19 protein-coding genes and 1 tRNA gene are annotated in these 18,943 nt (G+C 56.5%); 1 reads left to right on the forward strand and 19 read right to left on the reverse strand.

Going from position 1 to position 18,943, the window contains the following annotated elements; translation table 11 throughout:
- Position 1: 1 nt before the first annotated feature.
- The 15 genes from MCG44_RS09170 to MCG44_RS09240 form a co-directional block, all read right to left on the reverse strand.
- Complete coding sequence (locus MCG44_RS09170; protein ID WP_147571195.1) at positions 2-1,516, reverse strand: tripartite tricarboxylate transporter permease; 1,515 nt, start codon at positions 1,514-1,516, stop codon at positions 2-4.
- An 18-nt stretch (positions 1,517-1,534) separates the two neighbouring features.
- Positions 1,535-2,050 carry a tripartite tricarboxylate transporter TctB family protein gene (locus MCG44_RS09175; protein ID WP_147571196.1) on the reverse strand — a complete coding sequence of 172 codons (516 nt, stop codon included), beginning with the start codon at positions 2,048-2,050 and terminating at the stop codon, positions 1,535-1,537.
- A gap of 96 nt (positions 2,051-2,146) precedes the next feature.
- The gene (locus tag MCG44_RS09180; RefSeq protein ID WP_147571197.1) at positions 2,147-3,187 is read right to left on the reverse strand and encodes a tripartite tricarboxylate transporter substrate-binding protein; all 1,041 of its coding nucleotides are present in this window, start codon (positions 3,185-3,187) and stop codon (positions 2,147-2,149) included.
- 720 nt (positions 3,188-3,907) lie between these two features.
- Positions 3,908-3,984, reverse strand: a tRNA-Arg gene (locus tag MCG44_RS09185).
- A gap of 87 nt (positions 3,985-4,071) precedes the next feature.
- Positions 4,072-4,206, reverse strand: a complete 135-nt coding sequence (locus tag MCG44_RS14920; RefSeq protein ID WP_263858385.1) for a hypothetical protein — start codon at positions 4,204-4,206, stop codon at positions 4,072-4,074.
- A complete protein-coding gene (locus MCG44_RS09190) occupies positions 4,199-5,380 on the reverse strand; it encodes a sodium ion-translocating decarboxylase subunit beta (RefSeq protein WP_147571198.1) in 1,182 nt (393 codons plus the stop codon). Before MCG44_RS09190 ends, MCG44_RS14920 begins: the two co-directional genes overlap by 8 nt.
- Before the next feature lie 15 nt (positions 5,381-5,395).
- Positions 5,396-6,052 carry an OadG family transporter subunit gene (locus tag MCG44_RS15015; protein ID WP_318653902.1) on the reverse strand — a complete coding sequence of 219 codons (657 nt, stop codon included), beginning with the start codon at positions 6,050-6,052 and terminating at the stop codon, positions 5,396-5,398.
- Positions 6,053-6,068: 16 nt separating this feature from the next.
- Positions 6,069-6,488: a biotin/lipoyl-containing protein gene (locus MCG44_RS09205; protein ID WP_147571200.1), complete on the reverse strand. Its 420-nt coding sequence runs from the start codon at positions 6,486-6,488 to the stop codon at positions 6,069-6,071.
- A gap of 201 nt (positions 6,489-6,689) precedes the next feature.
- Complete coding sequence (hgdB, locus tag MCG44_RS09210) at positions 6,690-7,826, reverse strand: (R)-2-hydroxyglutaryl-CoA dehydratase subunit beta (RefSeq protein ID WP_240287852.1); 1,137 nt, start codon at positions 7,824-7,826, stop codon at positions 6,690-6,692.
- Positions 7,823-9,286 (reverse strand): (R)-2-hydroxyglutaryl-CoA dehydratase subunit alpha, encoded by a 1,464-nt coding sequence (gene hgdA, locus MCG44_RS09215; protein WP_147571202.1) that lies wholly within the window; start codon positions 9,284-9,286, stop codon positions 7,823-7,825. Before hgdA ends, hgdB begins: the two co-directional genes overlap by 4 nt.
- Positions 9,287-9,351: 65 nt before the next feature.
- Complete coding sequence (locus MCG44_RS09220) at positions 9,352-9,522, reverse strand: hypothetical protein (RefSeq protein WP_186852475.1); 171 nt, start codon at positions 9,520-9,522, stop codon at positions 9,352-9,354.
- Positions 9,519-10,313 (reverse strand): (R)-2-hydroxyglutaryl-CoA dehydratase activase HgdC, encoded by a 795-nt coding sequence (gene hgdC, locus MCG44_RS09225; RefSeq protein ID WP_147571203.1) that lies wholly within the window; start codon positions 10,311-10,313, stop codon positions 9,519-9,521. Before hgdC ends, MCG44_RS09220 begins: the two co-directional genes overlap by 4 nt.
- A 145-nt stretch (positions 10,314-10,458) precedes the next feature.
- Entirely contained in the window at positions 10,459-12,207 is a 1,749-nt protein-coding gene (locus MCG44_RS09230; RefSeq protein WP_340405806.1) for an acyl-CoA carboxylase subunit beta, read from the reverse strand.
- A 186-nt stretch (positions 12,208-12,393) separates the two neighbouring features.
- A complete protein-coding gene (gctB, locus tag MCG44_RS09235; protein WP_147571205.1) occupies positions 12,394-13,197 on the reverse strand; it encodes a glutaconate CoA-transferase subunit B in 804 nt (267 codons plus the stop codon).
- 20 nt (positions 13,198-13,217) lie between these two features.
- The gene (locus MCG44_RS09240) at positions 13,218-14,315 is read right to left on the reverse strand and encodes a CoA transferase subunit A (RefSeq protein ID WP_240287854.1); all 1,098 of its coding nucleotides are present in this window, start codon (positions 14,313-14,315) and stop codon (positions 13,218-13,220) included.
- Between the two features lie 254 nt (positions 14,316-14,569).
- Here MCG44_RS09240 and MCG44_RS09245 point away from each other — a divergent pair, with 254 nt between their 5' ends.
- Positions 14,570-15,415 carry an AraC family transcriptional regulator gene (locus MCG44_RS09245; RefSeq protein ID WP_147571207.1) on the forward strand — a complete coding sequence of 282 codons (846 nt, stop codon included), beginning with the start codon at positions 14,570-14,572 and terminating at the stop codon, positions 15,413-15,415.
- Between the two features lie 149 nt (positions 15,416-15,564).
- Here MCG44_RS09245 and MCG44_RS09250 read toward each other — a convergent pair whose 3' ends face one another.
- The 4 genes from MCG44_RS09250 to MCG44_RS09265 form a co-directional block, all read right to left on the reverse strand.
- Positions 15,565-16,443 (reverse strand): YitT family protein, encoded by an 879-nt coding sequence (locus tag MCG44_RS09250; RefSeq protein ID WP_147571208.1) that lies wholly within the window; start codon positions 16,441-16,443, stop codon positions 15,565-15,567.
- A 24-nt stretch (positions 16,444-16,467) separates the two neighbouring features.
- Positions 16,468-16,992 (reverse strand): CDP-diacylglycerol--glycerol-3-phosphate 3-phosphatidyltransferase, encoded by a 525-nt coding sequence (pgsA, locus tag MCG44_RS09255; protein WP_147571209.1) that lies wholly within the window; start codon positions 16,990-16,992, stop codon positions 16,468-16,470.
- Between the two features lie 346 nt (positions 16,993-17,338).
- Positions 17,339-18,664, reverse strand: a complete 1,326-nt coding sequence (gene rimO / locus MCG44_RS09260) for a 30S ribosomal protein S12 methylthiotransferase RimO (protein WP_147571210.1) — start codon at positions 18,662-18,664, stop codon at positions 17,339-17,341.
- A gap of 20 nt (positions 18,665-18,684) precedes the next feature.
- Positions 18,685-18,918: a helix-turn-helix domain-containing protein gene (locus MCG44_RS09265; protein WP_240287856.1), complete on the reverse strand. Its 234-nt coding sequence runs from the start codon at positions 18,916-18,918 to the stop codon at positions 18,685-18,687.
- Between the last annotated feature and the right edge of the window lie 25 nt (positions 18,919-18,943).

Consider the following 18,943-nt stretch of genomic DNA (forward strand, 5'->3'; position numbering starts at 1 on the left):
ATCAATTGTCCTCCTTCTGGACGGCGGCCTTGGCAGCCTTGGCCTCTTTCAGCTTGCCGCGAATGATGGCGGCCAGCGCCACGACGATCAGCGCCAGGAATATCTTGCAGTAGATACTCTGGAAGAAAATGCTGGGGCTGCCGTCGGAGATGAGCAGGGCACGGCGGAAGTTGGTCTCGGTCATGCTGCCCAGCACCAGGCCCAGCAGGATGGGCACGGGAGGCAGGTCCAGCTTGCGCAGGACCCAGGCCAGCACGCCGAAGATGAGGGCCACGCCCACGTCAAAGTAGTTTTCGTTGACGGAGTAGGCGCCGGCAAAGCAGAAGATCACAATGATGGGGGTAAGAATCTCCTGGGGGATGGAGACCACTTTGGCAAACAGGGTGGTAAGGAACTTGCCCTGGAGCAGCATAAAGAGGTTGACCAGGATGAGTCCCAGCATGATGGCATACATGATATCGCCGTCTGTAGTGAACAGAGAAAGGCCGGGGTTCAGGCCGTTTATCATCAAGGCGGAGAGCATGATGGCCACCGTGCCATCGCCTGGGATGCCCAGGGTGAGCAGGGGGATCAGAGTTGCGCCGGTAACGGCGTTGTTGGCCGATTCGGCGGCGGCGATGCCCTCCACGGAGCCGTGGCCGAACTCCTCTGGATGCCTGGACAGGTTCTTGGCAGTGTTGTAGCTGAACCAGGACGCCTCGGAGGCGCCGGTGCCGGGGATGATGCCTACCATCACCCCGATGATAGAGGACATGATCACCGGGCGGGCCATGCGTTTATACTCCTCCCTGGTGATCTTGCCGTCGTCCTTGATCTTGGTGGTGTCCAGATTTAGGCTGCCCAGCCGCTTTTCCGCCTTGGCCAGGATCTCCACCAGGGCGAACAGGCCGATCAGGCAGATGGCCAGATCCAGCCCGAGATACAGCCGGGAGATGCCGAAGGTGAAGCGGTCATAGCTGGTCATGGGGTCCGTGCCCACGCAGGAGATGAGCAGGCCCAAGCAGGCGGAAATCAGGCCCCGGATGATACTCTTGCCGGAGACACCCGCGATGATGGTCAGACCGAAGACACAGACCATAAAGTACTCCGCAGTGCCCAGCTGGGCGGCCACCTTGGCCACCTGGGGCCCCAGAAACAGCAGCATCAGGGCGGAGAACACGCCGCCAAAGGTAGAGGCGTACAGGGCAATCTTCAGGGCCGCCTTGGTCCGCCCCTGCTCAGACAGAGGATGGCCGTCCAGCATGGTGGCCGCGGCGTGTGGCGTACCCGGCGTATTGATCAGGATGGCGGATACGCTGCCGCCATAACCGCCGGCGCAGTAGATGCCCAGCAGGAACATCATGCCCGGGATGGCGGTCATGGTATAGGTGACGGGCAGGAACAGGATGACGCACAGGATCACGCTCAGTCCGGGAATAGCGGCAAAGACCGATCCGACGAACACGCCGATATTGATCCACAGGATATTTTCCAGCGTGAAAAGAAGGCCGGTAGCGGGAACGATATATTGCATCATAAAACGTTCAGCCTCCTTCTAAAATTCCACATTCAGGACGAAACGGAAGCACGCCCAAATGACCACAGCCAAGGTGATGGTGATCACATAATAAGAGGGCTTTTTGCAGCGGAAATAGACCAAAAAGCCCAGACAGCAGAACACAGCGCCCACCACAAACAAGTCGGTGAAGCGGCACAGCAGATAGGTGATAACCAGAATGGTCAGGATAGCCAATGCTTTCAGCTCGGTCTGGAGGTTGATCACCTTCCAGTTGAGGGGCTGCTTGGTAAAGAGCTTATACAGCTCCTTGACGATCAGCATCCCGCAGCAAATCATCATCACGACCATCAGCAGGGTGGGGAAGGCGCGGCCATTCACTACGTCCTTTTCCGACACGATCACCTGCTGGGGCATAACGAACAGGATTGCCAGCGCAAAGAGAAAAAAGAGAATTCCCACCGTCAAGTCCACAGGGATGCGGATCTCTTTTTCACAGAGCTTTTCTCCCCATGCGTCCAGACGGGCATGGAATCGATTGATCCAGTTTTTCATCCGAATAAAAACCTCCTCAGTCTGCACACACATAAAACCGGGGAATGGGTGGGATATTTCCCCATCCCATTCCCCAGTTATTGTGGTTGGTCAGGATCAGCCGGCAACGATATCCTTGTACTCGTTGACGATGTTCTTTACATTCTCCACATGGGCGTCCACATCCTCCTGGGACATGGGGTCAACCTCCAGCAGCATAGTATCCTGCAGCCAGGCGGCAACTTCCTCATCGGCCAGGATTTTGCCATACAGCTCCTTCAGAGCAGCTACAGTGGCCTCGTCCGTACCAGCACGGGCCATGATGAAGCAGCGGTTGCGGAAGTAGGGATAGCCCTTCTCACCGACGCCCTCCACGCCCGCGAAGGGTCCATGCTCCAGAGCCTTCTCATCAAAGGCGCAGGGGATGGTCACGCCGCCCTGCTGATAGGTCTCCAGAATTTGGGACTGGTGGGAGACGGCAAACTGGGTCTCGCCCTTGGCCACAGCCTGAGCGGCCTCGGCGGCGGACTGATAGGGAGTCAGCTTCAGCTTGTCACCGGCGCCCATCTTTCCGAACAGGGCTGCGGCCAGGAATGCCTCAGAGCTGGTGGCGCCGTTGACAGCCACACTGATCTCATTGCCGGCGGCTACATAGGCCTCCAGGTCGGCGATGGTCTTGATATTCAAATCAGCGGAGGCGGAGAGCACAAAGATGGAGGAGTAGAGGTTTTCCACATAGGCAAAGTCCTCAGCGGTAAACTTCATTTTGGCAGGATCGATGATGGAGGTAATAGACAGCAGGCCCTCGCCCACAAATACCAGTTCTGGATCATTGGCCTTGGTGTCCATGACCCAGGTATTGACAGTGGCGGCGTCGCCCTTAATTGCCTCGGCGACCAGAGTAATCGCGTCGGAATACTCAGTGGACTTAGAGGCGGCCTTCTGGCTCACCATAGCCGCTACGCCGGAGGGGGCCCAGGGGCAGGTCACCTTCCAGCTGGACTTCTTGACAGTAGTGGAGGGGGTGCTGGTGCTTGTACTAGAATTGCTAGAGCTTCCGTCATTGGTTCCGGTGTTTTTTCCGCTGTCGCCGCAGCCAGCCAGCAGGCCAACGGCCATTGCGAGAGCAAGAGATAAGCTAAGTAAACGCTTTTTCATGATTCATTCTCCTTTTTCATAAATTTTCCAGAATTTGGTTGTGTGACTACCACACCTGTTGTCCTCAATATATCATGGTGGTTTTTCTCAATCAACAGATTTAGAATAAATTCTTACAAAGTTGTATGGGAATAACCTTTTTTTAGAAATGCTGTATTCTTTTTATTGAATTTTTGTTTGTTTTATACAATTTTTATGACCCATTTTTGACAGAGTCACTCAGTGGCTGATAAGAAGTTTTCATATTCAACAGATCTATTTCATATAAACTCTTTTGAATGAAAACCCAACAATTAATTGAAAGAAACCGCACTCTTTATAGTTTAAGAAAGCAAAATCTTAATCTAGTGTGTGGTTAGAATGCTGAATGCAAAAAAGATAACTTACTCAGATTGGCTCAACCTCTTTCTGAGTATTTAATGCTCCAAAAGTACAAACCGCCCTTCCGGCGGAAACACAGAAAAACCTAAGAAGTAGTCCATACAATAGTTGAATAAAATTTTTAGATGCAATAAAAAAGACGCCGAAGCAAGACTTACTTACTTCGACGTAAAAAATAGTTAAAATTGATATTGCTGCTCAATAAAATAAGAGCGCCACAAATCGGCGGCCCTAAAGCACCTCAACAACCAAGAGTTCTATCTGAAGATGAGAAGCAACTATTTAGGAGCGCTTTGACTTTAAAAAAGTCGGAGCAAGCCATTATAGCTTGCTCCGACGTGGTACGGCTGAAGGGATTCGAACCCCCGACCTACTGGTTCGTAGCCAGTCACTCTATCCAACTGAGCTACAGCCGCATACCGCAAAGAGGATTTCCTCTTGACAGCTTGGTTATTATAGCACAGTCAGATTTAAAATGCAACCATTTTATTCAAATTTTTTGACTAATTTCTTTTTTTCTTTACACTCATAATTTTTTCTTCCAAATTACCTTGGCCTTCGGAATTATTTTTAAAATAAAGCGGCCCCACGGCGTTTGCCGTGGGGCCGCCCTGCTTATCAAACAGAGGATCAGCCACCGAATACCTTGATCATAAAGCCAGCAGCGCAAGCGGAGCCGATAACACCGGCCACGTTGGGGCCCATAGCGTGCATGAGCAGGAAGTTCGTGGGATTCTCCTTCTGGCCGACGACCTGGGAAACACGGGCGGCCATAGGCACCGCAGATACACCAGCGGAGCCAATCAAGGGGTTGACTTTACCGCCAGTCAGGACATACATCAAGTCTCCCAGCAACAGACCGCCAGCGGTAGACAGCAGGAAGGCAGTCAAGCCCAGAGCAACGATACCCAGAGTCTGGGGAGTCAGGAACTGATCAGCAGTGGCTTTAAAGCCCACAGACAGTCCCAGAGGAATGGTCACGATGTTGATCAGAGCATTCTGAGCAGTATCGGACAGGCGCTCGGTGACGCCGCACTCACGGAACAAGTTACCCAGCATCAGCATACCGATCAGAGGAGCTGTATCGGGGATCAACAGCACCACGAAGATGGTTACAGCGATGGGGAAGATAATCTTCTCCGTCTTGGAAACCACACGAAGCTGGCTCATCTTGACCTGACGCATCTTCTTGGTGGTCATCAGCTTCATCAGCGGAGGCTGGATCAGAGGTATCAGAGCCATGTAGGAATAAGCCGCAATGGCAATCGCCGGCAGTAGATTCACAGACAGCTTCGATGCCGTCAGAATGGCCGTCGGGCCATCAGCACCGCCGATCACGCCGATAGCGGCCGCGTCAGCGGGAGTAAAGCTGATCAGGCCGTTGGTAATGGGACCCAGAGCCAAAGCCATCAGGAAGGCCGCAAAGATACCCAACTGGGCGGCGGCGCCCAGCATCAGAGATACGGGGTTGGCCAGCAGAGGGCCAAAATCCGTCATAGCGCCAATACCCATAAAGATAATGGATGGGTATATGGCGTATTGGACGCCCTGATAGAGCACCCACATAAAGCCCACCGTTCCGCTGTGGGTGGCGGCATCATAGACGGGCTCGTTGAACAGCCCGGTGACCGGCAGGTTAGCCAGCAGCATACCAAAGGCGATGGGAACCAGCAACAAAGGCTCGAAGCCCTTGCCAATGCCCATATATAGCAGGACACAGGCAATAAACAGCATGAGCGCGGTTTTCCAATCCAGAGCGGCAAAGCCAGAACCCTGCATGATCTTAGTCAAAACTTCCGTTACAAAATTCATACTTTACCCCTCCTTTCAACCGATGGTGACCAACAGGTCATCGGTATTGACAGCGGTACCCACCACAGCGGAAACGGACTTGACGGTGCCGTCCGCAGGGGCGGAAACTTCGATTTCCATCTTCATGGCCTCCAGAACCACCAGGACATCGCCTGCCTTTACGGACTGGCCTACGGAGCACTCTACCTTAAAGATGTTGCCGGGCATAGGGCTCTTGACCGCTGTCTCACCAGCCGCCACCGCAACGGGGGCGGCGGTCGGAACCGCGGCCGGAGCAGGCGCAGCGGCGGGAGCAGGGGCGGCAGCCACAGGGGCAGCCGCGGCAGGAGCCGCAGGGGCGGCGGCAATATTGGTGATGCGGAAGGAGTTGGGCGCCATCCCGGACTCCTCAGCAACCGCAGCCATCATAACCGCAACCAGCTCACCCTCATCCACAGCCGGTGCGGCAGGCGCAGCCGCAGGGGCGGGCGCGGGGGCGGCTTTCTTTTGCGGAGCGGGAGCGGCAGACTTTCCCTCGATGGCGTTCACGATCTTGGAAATAACCATGATAACCAGCATCAGGATGGCCAGCATCAGGAATACCACAAGCAGACCACAAACGGCGACCATTAGCGCCTCCGGGACTGAAAGCGGTTCAAATGGATTCAGGATTGCGATATCTGCATTAGGCATAGATCATAGTCCTCCCTTAACCCAGAGTGACCAGCAGATCGTCCGTATTGACAGCGGTGCCTACCACAGCAGAAACAGCCTTGACCGTACCATCCACAGGTGCGGAAACCTCAATTTCCATCTTCATGGCCTCCAGAACCACCAGGACATCGCCTGCCTTCACGGACTGGCCCACAGAGCACTCCACCTTAAAAATGTTGCCAGGCATGGGGCTCTTGACTGCCGTCTCACCGGCGGCCACGGTGGCGGCAGGAGCCGCAGCGGGAGCAGGCGCTGGGGCGGGAGCGGGAGCGGCGGCAGGAGCAGCCACAGGGGCGGCCACGGGAGCGGCAGCCACAGGGGCGGCGGCAGGAGCAACGGCCGCGGGAGCGGCGGCGCCAGTTTTCTCCACGGTCACGCTGTAAACCTTGCCGTTCACTGTAACGTTGTAGTTCATAGCTTGTTTTCCCCTTTACAATTTATTAATCGGCCGCTTAAATACTGACACGGGTATTTCTACTCCAGTATTCACGGCTTATGGTTCTCTCCCGCCTGTTTTAGAGGCGGGAGAGAACTTAAAATCGTGGATATTATACCAGTTTTATCCGTCTTATGTCAAGGTCCGGGTAAATGAGATAAAAATATCTATATAGAAACTTTACAGCACGTCGGCAAATGCCTGGATCGCGGTGCTGGCCTGGCCAAAGTCCCGCATCTGCTGGTCCACACCCAGCTTGATGTGGGGGATGCCCGCCCCATCCAGAGCTTTCTTCAGGTAGGGATACTCCATCTCCTCGGGGTCGCAGAACTGCTGCATGAACAGGACCAGACCCTGAGCGCCGGAGTCCTTGACCAGCTTGACCACAAACTCGCCACGGCGGTTCTGGTTAGAGTGCTCATCGTACAGCAGCACGTCGTAGTCCTGATCAGCGAACTGCTGGGCCAGCGCCATCATGGGGTCGCCGGTCTCAGCAGCGTCCACCAGACAGGGACGGCTCTCATGGGCCACATCGTCGGCGACAATGGCGATCTTATTGTCGTCAAAGATTTGCAACAGCTTGGGGTTGTCGCAGATGATGCCGGAGGTGACCACCTTCTTACCCTTCCAGTTGCAGGCGGGCAGCTTGGACAGCTCCGCGTTCAGCCGCTCCAGCAGATCGGTGTGCTCATCCTTCAGCATGAACCAAGAGGAGCGGAAGACTGCGGAACGGTTGACAGCGGAGATTACATCAGGGTGCTGGCCGGCCAGCTTGGCAAACTCCCTGCGGGCGGCCCGGCTGCGGTTATACACCTTGATAGCATTCCGCAACGCCTCGTCCGTAATAGGAGCGCCGGAGATCTTCTCTAACTCGTTCTTCACATGAGTGTACTGGTCCACGCAGAACTGCAGACCGAAAGCGGGCTTGCGGTGCTGAGGGTGGGCCAGGAAAATGCAGGGCAGCTTGCCCTCCATAGCAACCCGGAAGTTCTGGCTCATGGGGCGCAGGGTGTCACAAATGGTGGGGGTAATCAGGCCGTCCAGGTCGTCCAGTGTGCCATCCAGCAGCATCTCCAGCGCCAACTGGGCGATGGTGCAGTAGAAGGTGGCACAATACTCCTTGGCCTGGGCGATGGTCTTGCTGTTGCTGCCCCAGATGCCCATGGGCACCATCCCAGCGGCATAGACCAGCTCCTCAGGGGCGTAATAGGGCAGGACGCCGATGACCTTCTTACCCTGCTCCTTATAGGCCTTGATCCGACGATAGGGGTGGTCGGAGGCCTCCTTAAACTGATTCAGCAGTACCTCGATGCTCATTTCTCAGCAGCCTCCTTCGCAGCTTTGTTAGCCTCCATGGCCTCTACCAGGCCCTGGACACGGGTCTCATACTGGGCCTCGTTGAAGTTACGGGGATCGGCCTGGTCGCCGTCAAAGCCGGCGCAGGGCACACCCAGATCCTTAGTAAAGCGGCGCTGCATCTCGGCCATGTAACCGGACCAGGGCTTGCAGGAACGGTTATAGTGGACCAGCACGCCGTCCACCTTGTTGTCCCGGCAGATGCCCTCACGCCAATCCACGCCCTGCTCGATACACACAGAGTTGGGGGCCTTGCAGTAGGCGCGGACCATCTCGTCCATGTTATTGTACACGAAGCCGAAAGCGGGGGCGTACACAACGGCGGTGACGTTGACGCCATGCTCCTTCAAGGGCTTGAACAGGGAGGGCAGCTTGGGCCAGCAGGGGATGCCCTCGAACATGACGCGGTACTGCTCCGGGAAGGGCGTTGTAGACTTACCCTCCTTGATGGCCTCATCCAAATCGCGGGAGAGCTGCTCAAAAGCCTCGGCAGCCTCCACACGGCCGCGGGCGGTCACAACGTCGGCCATGTGGTTGAACAGGTCGAAGCCGGAGTAAGGAGCGGGCTTGTACTGCAGATAGTCGCACACCTTCAGCCAGGCCTTGGCGGTCCGATTGGCGTTGGCGCAGGCTTCGTCAAACTTCTTCTCGTCAAACTTTTTGCCGGTCAGCTTCTCCAGATCGTGAATAGCGTTGTCAAACTGGCCGCGGATATAGGCCACATAGGTATCGTCTACTTCTACCGTATTGTTATAGGGGATATCGATCATGATCAGTGGGATATCGCACATACGGGCAATATTCTCATACCACTTGGTCATGCAGTTGCAGATGTTGTTGCAGCACAGCACAAAGTCGGGCTGAGGCATGCGCATCTGGCGGTAAGGCTTGATGGCCTCCCGGCGGAAGTTCTTATAGGCGATCTCCTTCTCGGTGGTTTCAGGCAGAGCCTCGATCTCATAGATGTCATCCAGCACGGTGTAAGGCTGCATGGTTTTGGGATCCTTCTTGGGCTTGCCAGTCTCAGGGTCGATGACCACCTTGCCGTTCTCGTCCTTCAGGGGCTTTCCGCTGTTGGGGTTGATGACAAACTCCAGCGTTTCAGGGTCAAATTTGCGGCTGGCGCGCTTGCCGGCGGCATAGGCCAGGCTAATACGGGCGTAGCCGCAGATGTCGTTGTCAAAACCCAGGTCCTCGGCGGCCTGACACATGATCTCGCCGTCCCGGTTGGCGGCGATACCGGCGGCCTGGTTTTCAGGGTACATTACGTTCAGGTCAAAGGCGGCGGCCAGCTCACAGGGGAACTTGGAGCTGGACCAGCCCACCAGCTTGCCCTCTTTCTTGGCCACACGGGCATCGGCGTAGACGTCCTCAACGACCTTACGCAGAGCCTTTACGCCAGGACTTACTTCTTTAGCCATTGTAAATTCCTCCTTACCGGAAAATCAATTTTGCGATCGGCCGCCGAGACAGCGGCCATACTGCGTTACTTCTCTTTGAATGCGCCAATTCCGGCGATCACCAGACCGATGACCGCTATCAAAACCGCAAACTCTCCCCTGCTCATCAGGTCTCCCACAATTGGGAGCCATATCTCCGACAGCAGTAAGACCAGCGCAAACAAAATCAGCGCGATTCCAAAGAAGATCTGTTTCATCCCTTCTGCTCCTTCAGATACTTCTGATAGGCAAACAGGGCGGCGCCCAGGGCGCCGTTATACTGGGTCAGAGGCGAGGTATGGATGGTGTGGCCCAGCTGCTCCTCCAGAGCACTGACGATACCGATGTTCTGGGCCACGCCTCCGGTCATAACTACCTGGTCCCTAATGCCCACCCGGTGGGCCAAACCGGCCACCCGGTTGGCCACAGAGTGGTGGATGCCGTTGATGATATCCCGCTTATCCGTGTCCTGAGCCAGTTGGCTGATGACCTCACTCTCGGCGAAAACCGTGCAGGTGGAGCTGATGCCCACGTTTTTGGTGGACTGGGCGCCCAGAGTGCCCAAATCCTCCACCTTCACCTCCAGCACTCGGGCCATGACGTCCAAGAACCGGCCGGTGCCAGCGGCGCACTTGTCATTCATAACGAAGTTGGTCATCACGCCGTTCTCAATCTGGAGGACCTTTACATCCTGGCCGCCGATGTCGATAACCGTGCGGACCTCAGGGAAAAGGAAGGAGGCCCCTTTGGCGTGGCAGCTCAACTCGCTCATCTGTTGATCGGCAAACTCCTCCAGGGAGTTGCGGCCATAGCCGGTAGCCAGGATATAGCTCATCTCCTCCCGTGCCTTGCCCGCGTTCTCCAGCACCTGGGAGATAGCCCGCTGGGGCCCGCTGGTGCCGGCACCCACGGGAATCAGGGACTTGGCGACGATGTCTTTGCCATCGGCCAGCATAATGCATTTGGAAGCGGTGGAACCGATATCGATCCCAAGGGTATAGATACTCATACGGTCAATTTCTCCTTGTATTGCTTAGATCGGCCGGATCGCAGCGCGGCAAAAAGGCCGCTCCCCCATCGATCCCATCCACACCCGCATCCGGGGACCTGCCGGCTGGGCAGCTCCCCGGCCGGATGATAGCGCAGGTGTCAGATCACCGGTGGCCCTCGTCGTAGTCCTTGATGGTCCGGGGCAGCAGCATCTGGTGGAAGGGGCAAATGCTCTCAGGATTCTGATAGCAGGAGTCGGTGAAGGCCACGATGTAGTTGCGCATCATGGGCAGGTCCACCACCTCGTCCACCAGACCGGCCTGGGCGCAGAACAGGGGCTTGGACTTGACATCGTAGTCGTCGATCAAGGCGTTCATCTTGTCGATGGTGGGCTGCAGATCCTTGCCCGCCTTCTGGTCCTTGGCCAGACGGCCGGTGTACATGGCGTTGGCGGCGGTCTTGCCGTTCATGACGTTGATCTCGGTGGCGGCGGTGCCCAGGGAGAAGGCGTTGTTGTCGTTGCCCTGGGGCCCACCCAGGACATAGTGGGCGGCGGCGGTGCCGCGGCGCAGGGTAATCTCCATCATGGGCAGCTTGCTGCTCTGGATGGAGTAGATCAGGGACTGGCCCAGGCCCAGCAGCTCGGCCACCTCGGCGTCGTCACCCACGTCGATGCCGGTGGTATCCTGAATCCAGATCATAGGCAGGCGGTCACGGGCACACAGGGTGACAAACTCGTTCATCTTGATCAGCCCCTGGCGGTACAGCTTGCCGCCCGCGCCCATAGACTGGCCGTATTTGGCCACTTTATACTCAGGGTAGTTGGGGAACACGCCCTGCTGATTGGCCACCACGCCCACCAGCAGGCCGTCCACCTTGGCGATGCCGGTGATCATCTCGGGGCCGTAGCCCTTCTTGTACTCCATGAACTGGCTGCCGTCAAACAGGCGGCCGATGACAGAGTACATATCATAGGGACGGTTCTTGTTGTTCAGCACCAGGTCGTACAGCTCGATATCGGACATGGCGGGGGACTGGGGCGCGTCCACACGGAAGAACTCCAGGTCGAAGGTGGGCAGCATATCCACATACTTCTTGATACCGGCGATGACCCCCTCCTGATCGGCGTACACCTCGCGGAAGAAGCCGGTCTGACCGTAGTGGATGGAGACGGATCCGGGAGGATCGGCACGCAGGCCCTTGGTGGCCTCGATCTGGGCCAGAGCGGCCTCCATATCCACATGGGGCTTGGGATTCATGCCGCCTACGATACCGGCGCCGCCTACGGCCATATTGGCCTTCTCATGGGCGATCAACACGGTGGGAGAGATGGAGTGGTAGCCGCCGCCGGCGGGGTTGGTGCCGTGAATGCCTACGATAACGGGAATACCCATCTGGTTCAGCTCAGAGTTGCGGTAGAAGGGGGTGCCGCCGCCCCGGCGGTTGGGGTACACCTTCTCCTGCTTGTCCAGCTCCACACCAGCGCACTCCAGCAGATAGATCAGAGGGATGCGCAGCCGCTTGGCAGTATCAGAGCCACGGAGCAGGTTATCCGCCTGACCGGGAACCCAGGTGCCGGCGTGCTTCTTGTTATCGGAAGCGATGATGCAGCACCACTTGCCGTTGACCCGGCCCAGGCCCTTTACGATGGAGGTAGAGCCGTTTTTGTTGTGCTCGGGGTTGTACAGGCTGTTCAGGGGGCACCAGGTGCCGGCGTCCACCAGCAGCGCGACACGCTGCATAGCGGTGAGCTGTCCCTTGGCGTTCATGTCCTCGTCCGCCTTGCCGGCAGACAGGGCGTCTACAATATGGGCGTGGATGTCGTCCTCGATGGCCCTCAGCTCGGCCACGTTCTCGGCGTTGACCTTAACAGGCTTGCCCACCACAGGCATGTTCTGGAAATAGCGGGGCATGGAATAGTTACCCAATGTAATTTCCTCCTTTTATATCGTATCATCTCTGATGCGCGCCGTGCCACCCAGGCGACCATAAATTGTATTGGGTCGCCGACGCCCCCGATCAACACTTGTGTCGGCGGCAGTACGGGCAGGGGAACACGGTCCGAAAGAAAGCATTTCTTCCCATCAGCAACTTATTTTTTACTCCTTGGGAACCTTAATAAAGGCCTGACCGGGATCGATCTCCTCGCGGATGACCTTGATGATCTCGGGAGAGGGGCCCTCAAAGAGCTGGGCGCGGGACACATCCACCTCGAAGCCGGTGTTCTCCTGAACCATCTCAGGGGAGGAGAAGGGATAGTAGTAGGCCAGGTACATCCGCTTGGTCTCCTCATCGAACTTCATAATGCCCAGATCGGTGACCACCATCTGGGGGCCGCGGTTGCCAGGCAGGCCGGCGCGCTCGCGGCCGCCGGGGCCATCCATCCAGCCGCAGGAGGTAATGTAGTCGATCTTCTCCATAAAGCGGCGCTTCTGGTGCTGCATCATGATGATGGTGTTGCAGTAGGTGGCGATGCCGTTGGCGCCGCCGGAGCCGGTAAACCGGGTCTGGGGCTTGATGTAGTCACCCTTGCCGTAGATACAGGTGGAGTTCACATTGCCATAGGGGTCGATCTGGGCGCCGCCGATAAAGGCGATGAGCCGGTCCTCGTCGTGGAGCCACTCGTTGGCCTCAAACCCGATGAAGCGCACGTTGGGCCACTGGACAGCGCAGTGAGCCATAAAGCGGTTGTCACCCACAGAGCGGGGGACCTCCACAGGGGAACAGTCCATCAGCCCGCTCTCCACGATGGGGTGGCAGGAGGGGCATACCACCCGCTTGGCAAGGGAGGCGCCGATCAGTGGAAGACCGGTGCCCACAATGACGATCTGGTTCTCTTTGATGTTCTTGGCGATGGCGTAAGCCTGCATCTCCTGCTTGGTATACTTGGTATAATCAGCCATGTCTATGTACCTCCCTGTTCTTAGTGTCTGGTGGAGTAGCCCAGATGGGGCTCGTTCTTCAACCGCATCAAACGGGAACCGCCCACCTTATCCAGCAACTCATCGTGGTCCTTGACGGAGTAAACCCACTTGTCTACATAGTCCTTAAAGGTCTCAGGGATGGCGATGCCGGCGGCGGCATCGTCAGCGGCCTTCTTGGCCTTGGCGGCAGCCTCGGCCAGCTTCTCATCCTCAGGCTTGGCGGCGGCGGCCTTCTCAGCCTTGGCGGCGGCCTTGGCCAGCTGGGCCTTGGCGTCCTCGGCATCCTGGTACTTAGATGCCTTGTCATACTCCTTCAAAGCATGGGAGTCGTTGTCATAGTAGTTATAGCACTGAGAGGGCCAGGCTCCATAAGGGGCGTGGACTACGGCGGAGACACATTCACCGAAGATACGGGTCAGAGTGGGGTCGCGGCGGATATACTCGTCGCTGACCAGCTCCTCACAGGTGACAATGACCTTGCGGGCAGCCACGGCGATATCCACATCGTGGAACTCGTCGCCCTCGACGATACAGGTGCCGTCGGGGCTGGCCTTCTGCACGTGGATGATGGCGGTGTCCAGCTTGGGCACAGGGACGGCCACCACCTTCTCGCCAGGCTTGAAGGGATTTTCGATCTCGACGCACTTCAGGTCGTCTACCTTGTCCATGGTCTTGCGCTGCTCCTCGCTGATGCCCCAGTATTTCATCAGGCCGGAGCCCTGCATCAGACGGACAGGCAGGAAGGGCAGGCCCAGGGAGGCGGCGTGGAGCTGGAGCATCAGGACGTCCTGGGAATAGTCCTCATAGGTCAGTTCGCCCTTCTCGATGGCAGCACGGAAACGACGGGAGACATTGGTATAGCCGGAGTTGGCGGTGTAGCAGTTGATGTACGCTTTGACGCGGCCCTCGCCAATCATCATATCCCAATCACCGCCGGCGGGGCCGGCCCAGACAGTAAAGTCCTTCTGACCCTGGCGCAGGATCTCACTCACAGCGGCATAGGGCTTGCGGTTGGTGGTGAAGCCGCCGAAGCAGATACAATCTCCGTTCTCGACGAATTTCGCCACGGCGTCATGCAAGGAATACACTTTGTTCATGGTAAAACCCCCATTACAAAAGATTTTTTCATTCGCTTCTTTTTCTCAAATTTTCAAGGTACTGATATGCGCTCTATATCGGCTATTATTTTAACACAACTGACACAAGAGGTCTATCTTTAATTTATCAAAAAGTTTGCATATCTTCGCCTGCTGTGCTATAATGCTCCTGGCCCTCTCCCCCACGCCGGCCGGGGGGCCTTCCAGGGGCGCTTTGCCCTGAGAAATGAGCCATACAAACGGAGGTTTGCCGTATGACCAATGTGGAGTTTCATCTGCAGCTCAACCACAACGACACCTGGAACATGAGCCGGCTCCATTTTCATGACCACTTCGAACTCCTCCTCCCTCTGACCAGCCCCGGCAACATCTTTGTCAACGACCAGGTGTACCCCCTTCGCCGGGGCACCCTGTACCTCATTGGGGAGAACACCCTCCACCGGACCATGGCCACCGGGGCGCACGCCAGGTATGTCCTCCACATCAGCCGTAAATCCCTGATGCAACTGTCCACCGTTCAAACCGATTTCACCCAGCTCACCCACGACTCCTTCCGCCGGGCTAACCTGAACGGTATGCAGATGACCGAGATCATCGAGCTGTTCCAGGCCCTGGAGCGCAATAAAAACGACGGTTCCTTCGGCAGCGACATCCATCAGATGGTGGCCCTGCTCAATCTGCTGATTCGGGTAGCTCCTACCTTGAATGCCGCCACTGCCGGAGAGGCCATCCACAACAAGGACTTCCTCCGGGTGGCCCCCATTCTAGATTATATCCGGGACAACCTGTCCGAGCCCCTGTCCCTGGATCAGATCGCCAGCCAGTTTTTCATCAGCAAACACTATCTATGCCGCGTCTTCAAGGCGGCCACTGGCTTCTCCGTAATGGAATATATCATCTACAGCCGGGTACTGCGGGCCCGCCAGCTTCTCCAGGAGGGCACCAGCGTCCAGCAGGCCGGGGAGTTGTCCGGCTTCTCAGACAACTCTCATTTCATCCGCACCTTTGGCCATCTCACCGGGGTCACGCCCGGCCGGTATGCCAAGGAGTATCAGAGCAGCGATCAGATCCTGCTCCGTGAAAATCTGAAGCATAGATAGGGACAGGCCCCTTTTTTTCCCGATTTTCCCAGATGAGGCCCCCACTACGGGTCAACATCTGCAAATCAGCTTCTTCTCTTCCTTTTGTCTATTTTGACCGGATATATCAAAGGGCGCTGTGTGCCGCGGCACACAGCGCCCTTTCTTTTTCAATCCCTTGGCCTTCGATAGAACTTCCCGTGGACCCGTTCAGTCCGAATGACATTGACAAAGGCTTTGGGGTCGGCCTGACGTACCTTACGGACCAGGCCCTTGCTTTCTCCCACGCTGACCACCGTATAGATCATAACGCAGGGCTCCCCATTGTACAGGCCAACCCCCTCGATCAAAGTAGCGGTATGGTGGGTATCCTGTATCTGGGCACACACGCCCCCCACCGTTTCCCGTCCCGTGACGATAAACAGGGTGGCCCGGCCGCTGTCCGGGTCCAGCAGACGGATGGTCTGAGTGCTGGTAAACTGGAAAATGATGGAATACAGGGCCCGCTCCCATCCGAAAAGCAGTCCGGCCACCGTCAGCATCACCGCATTGCCCGCCAGAATATAGTTCCAGGCATCGATATTCTTCCGTTCGGACAGGGCGATAGCAATAAAATCAGTACCTCCGCTGGTGGCTCTGGCCCGCAGGCAGAGGCTGACCGCGAAACCGGTGATCAAGCCGCCGAACACACAGATCAGCAGCAGGTCCTCTGTAATGGGGATGGTAGGCACCAGGTCAGTGAAAATGCTGACCAGGACAATACACTGACAGGAATAGAGGGTAAACTTCTTTCCCACAAACCTGAAGCTAATAGCGGCGGGCACCGCATTGAGCAGCAGATATACTGGCGAGAAGGGGATGTCTACTCCCCAAAACTCCCAAGCCGCGCGCTGGGTCAGACGGGCAAGCCCCGTAAAGCCGCCGGGAAACAGGTCGCCGGCCTGGACAAAGCTTTTCATATTGACGGCGATGATAAGCGACGCCAGCGTCACCAGGACCAGGCGGAACAGGATATCTCTGACAGGGGACCGCACCGCTTTTTCCGACATAGCCGCTTCCTCCATATTACTGGTCTATTTCACATCGGCCAATACGTCCAGGTTCTTCATAAAGTATTCCACGCCGGAATAGATGGTAGCCAGCACGATGACAGCCACACAGATATTGTTGACCCAGGGGGCGATGGGCAACAGCATCAGCACGATGCACACCATAGTGGAGGCGGTCTTTACCTTGCCGGACCAGCCGGCGGCGATGACTCTGCCTTTGTCAGCGGCCACCATACGCAGGCCAGACACCCCGAACTCCCGGATGATGACCACCAGCAGCGCCCAGCCGGGCATCTGGCCGATCTCTACAAACCAGAGCATGGCGGCGGTGACCAGACATTTGTCCGCCAGAGGGTCCATAAACTTTCCAAAGTCAGTGGTCTGGTTATAGTGGCGAGCGATATAGCCGTCCAGGGTATCGGTGAGGCTGGCAATCACAAAAATGGCCAAGGCCCAATAGTTCGCCCCAGGCACATCCAGATAGAGGACCAGCAGGAACAGCGGGATCATAACGACCCGCAGCAAAGTCAGCTTGTTGGCGGTATTCATCTTATCGTTTCTCCTCTTTTTCCGGAACATACTCTATCAATGTCCTCGAATTGGTCATCCAGGTAAGCGCAGAGGTATTCAATGACGCGGGATTCCACATAAACCTTTTTCCATATGTATAGTCTCCAGATCAGACACCTCAGCCGCTTTATCTTTTCTAATGACATATTTTTTCAGGCCCTTTTGTTTCAAGAGCTGGAACAGCTTATTATCGAGCAAGGACACCCAGATCACATATATGTTATCATAGCACATTATCAGCACTGGACAAAGCTGGATTCAACATAAAATCTCACTTTGATTCTGCGTCAGCCAAAATCACGCTTCATCCAGCGCCGCGTTTGTATCAGTCCTCAATTTCGCCGGTCAAATCTCCATCAGACACGCCGGTGATACGCACCTTGACAAATTCCCCCGCGGGCACCAGCCCGGCGGCGGTAAAATACACATGGCCGTCGATATCCACCGAGTCGGCATAGGTGCGCCCGACGTAACAGCCGGCCTGACTGTCAAAGCCCTCGCACAGCACTTCCATCACTGTTCCCAGGCGTTCTTCGTTGTACGAGTCCATGATCCGGGACTGGAGGTCCACCACCAGCTCTACCCGGCGGGCGGCTACCTCTCCATCCACCTGGTCCTCCATGGCGGCGGCCAGAGTGCCTTCCTCGGGGGAGAACTGAAACACACCGGCCCGCTGGATCTTTTCCTCCCGCAGGAAAGCACACAGCTCCTCGAACTCCTCCTCCCCCTCTCCAGGCAGGCCGCAGATCAGGGAAGTACGGATGACCACGTCCGGCATCGCCGCCCGCAGCTTGGCGAAGAGGGCCCGTATCTCCGCCTTGGTGTTTCGGCGGCGCATGGCCTTCAAAATGTTGTCGTTGCAGTGCTGGATGGGGATGTCCAGATAGTGGAGTATCTTGGGTTCAGAGGCGATGACCTGGATAAGCTCGTCGGTGACGGCCTCAGGATAGAGGTAGTGGAGTCGGATCCAGTGGAAGTCCAGCCGGCACAGCTCCTTCAACAGTTGGGCCAAAGTGGCTTTCTCCTCCAGGTCCAGGCCATACCGGGTAATGTCCTGGGCAATGACGATGAGCTCCTTCACCCCGGAGGCGGCCAGCTTTTTGGCCTCAGCCACCAACGACGCTACGGTACGGCTGCGATAGCGACCACGGAGTTTCGGGATGATACAGAAGGCACAGCCATTGCTGCACCCCTCGGCGATCTTTAGATAGGCGGTGTAGGGGGGCGTGGTGACAATGCGCTCGCCGTCCTCATAAGTGCGGTGGATGTTGCCGAAGTGCTCCGCCTTCTCCCCCTCCATCAGTTCCTCTACGGCGGCCACCACGTCGCTGTAGCTGCCGGTGCCCAGCATCCCATCCACTTCGGGCAGCTCGGCACGGATATCGTCGGGGTACCGCTGACTCAGACAGCCCGCCACTAACAGCTTCTTCAGCTTACCTTGGTCCTTCAGTTGAGCCAGCTCCAGGATGTTGTCAATGGCCTCGCTCTTGGCAGACTCGATGAAGCCGCAGGTATTGAGGACGGCCACATCGGCCCCCTCTGGGTCGCCGGTGACGATGTGGCCCGCCTGGCGGCACAGGGCCATCATCTGCTCGGTATTCACCAGATTCTTGGCGCAGCCCAGAGACACAAACGCTACTTTATAAGTCATAGGATCGCTCCGTTTATCATTTATTTCCCCCGCCAGAGGGGGTCATCAGTAATCCCTAAAAGATAGTCAGCAGAAACCTTATAAAATTCACAGAGCTGATACAGCCGGTCCAAGTTCGTCCCAGATTTTCCATGCTCCATATCACTGATCTGTGTCCTAGTCACTCCTAGTAGGTCCGCAACTGCCTGTTGGGACATCTTGGTATCTTCTCTTAGCTTATATAGACGCGCTCCAAAAATTTTTTTATCTAACATGGTAGATACCTCTTGACAGTGTAGA

Source organism: Lawsonibacter sp. OA9, from assembly GCF_022440585.1.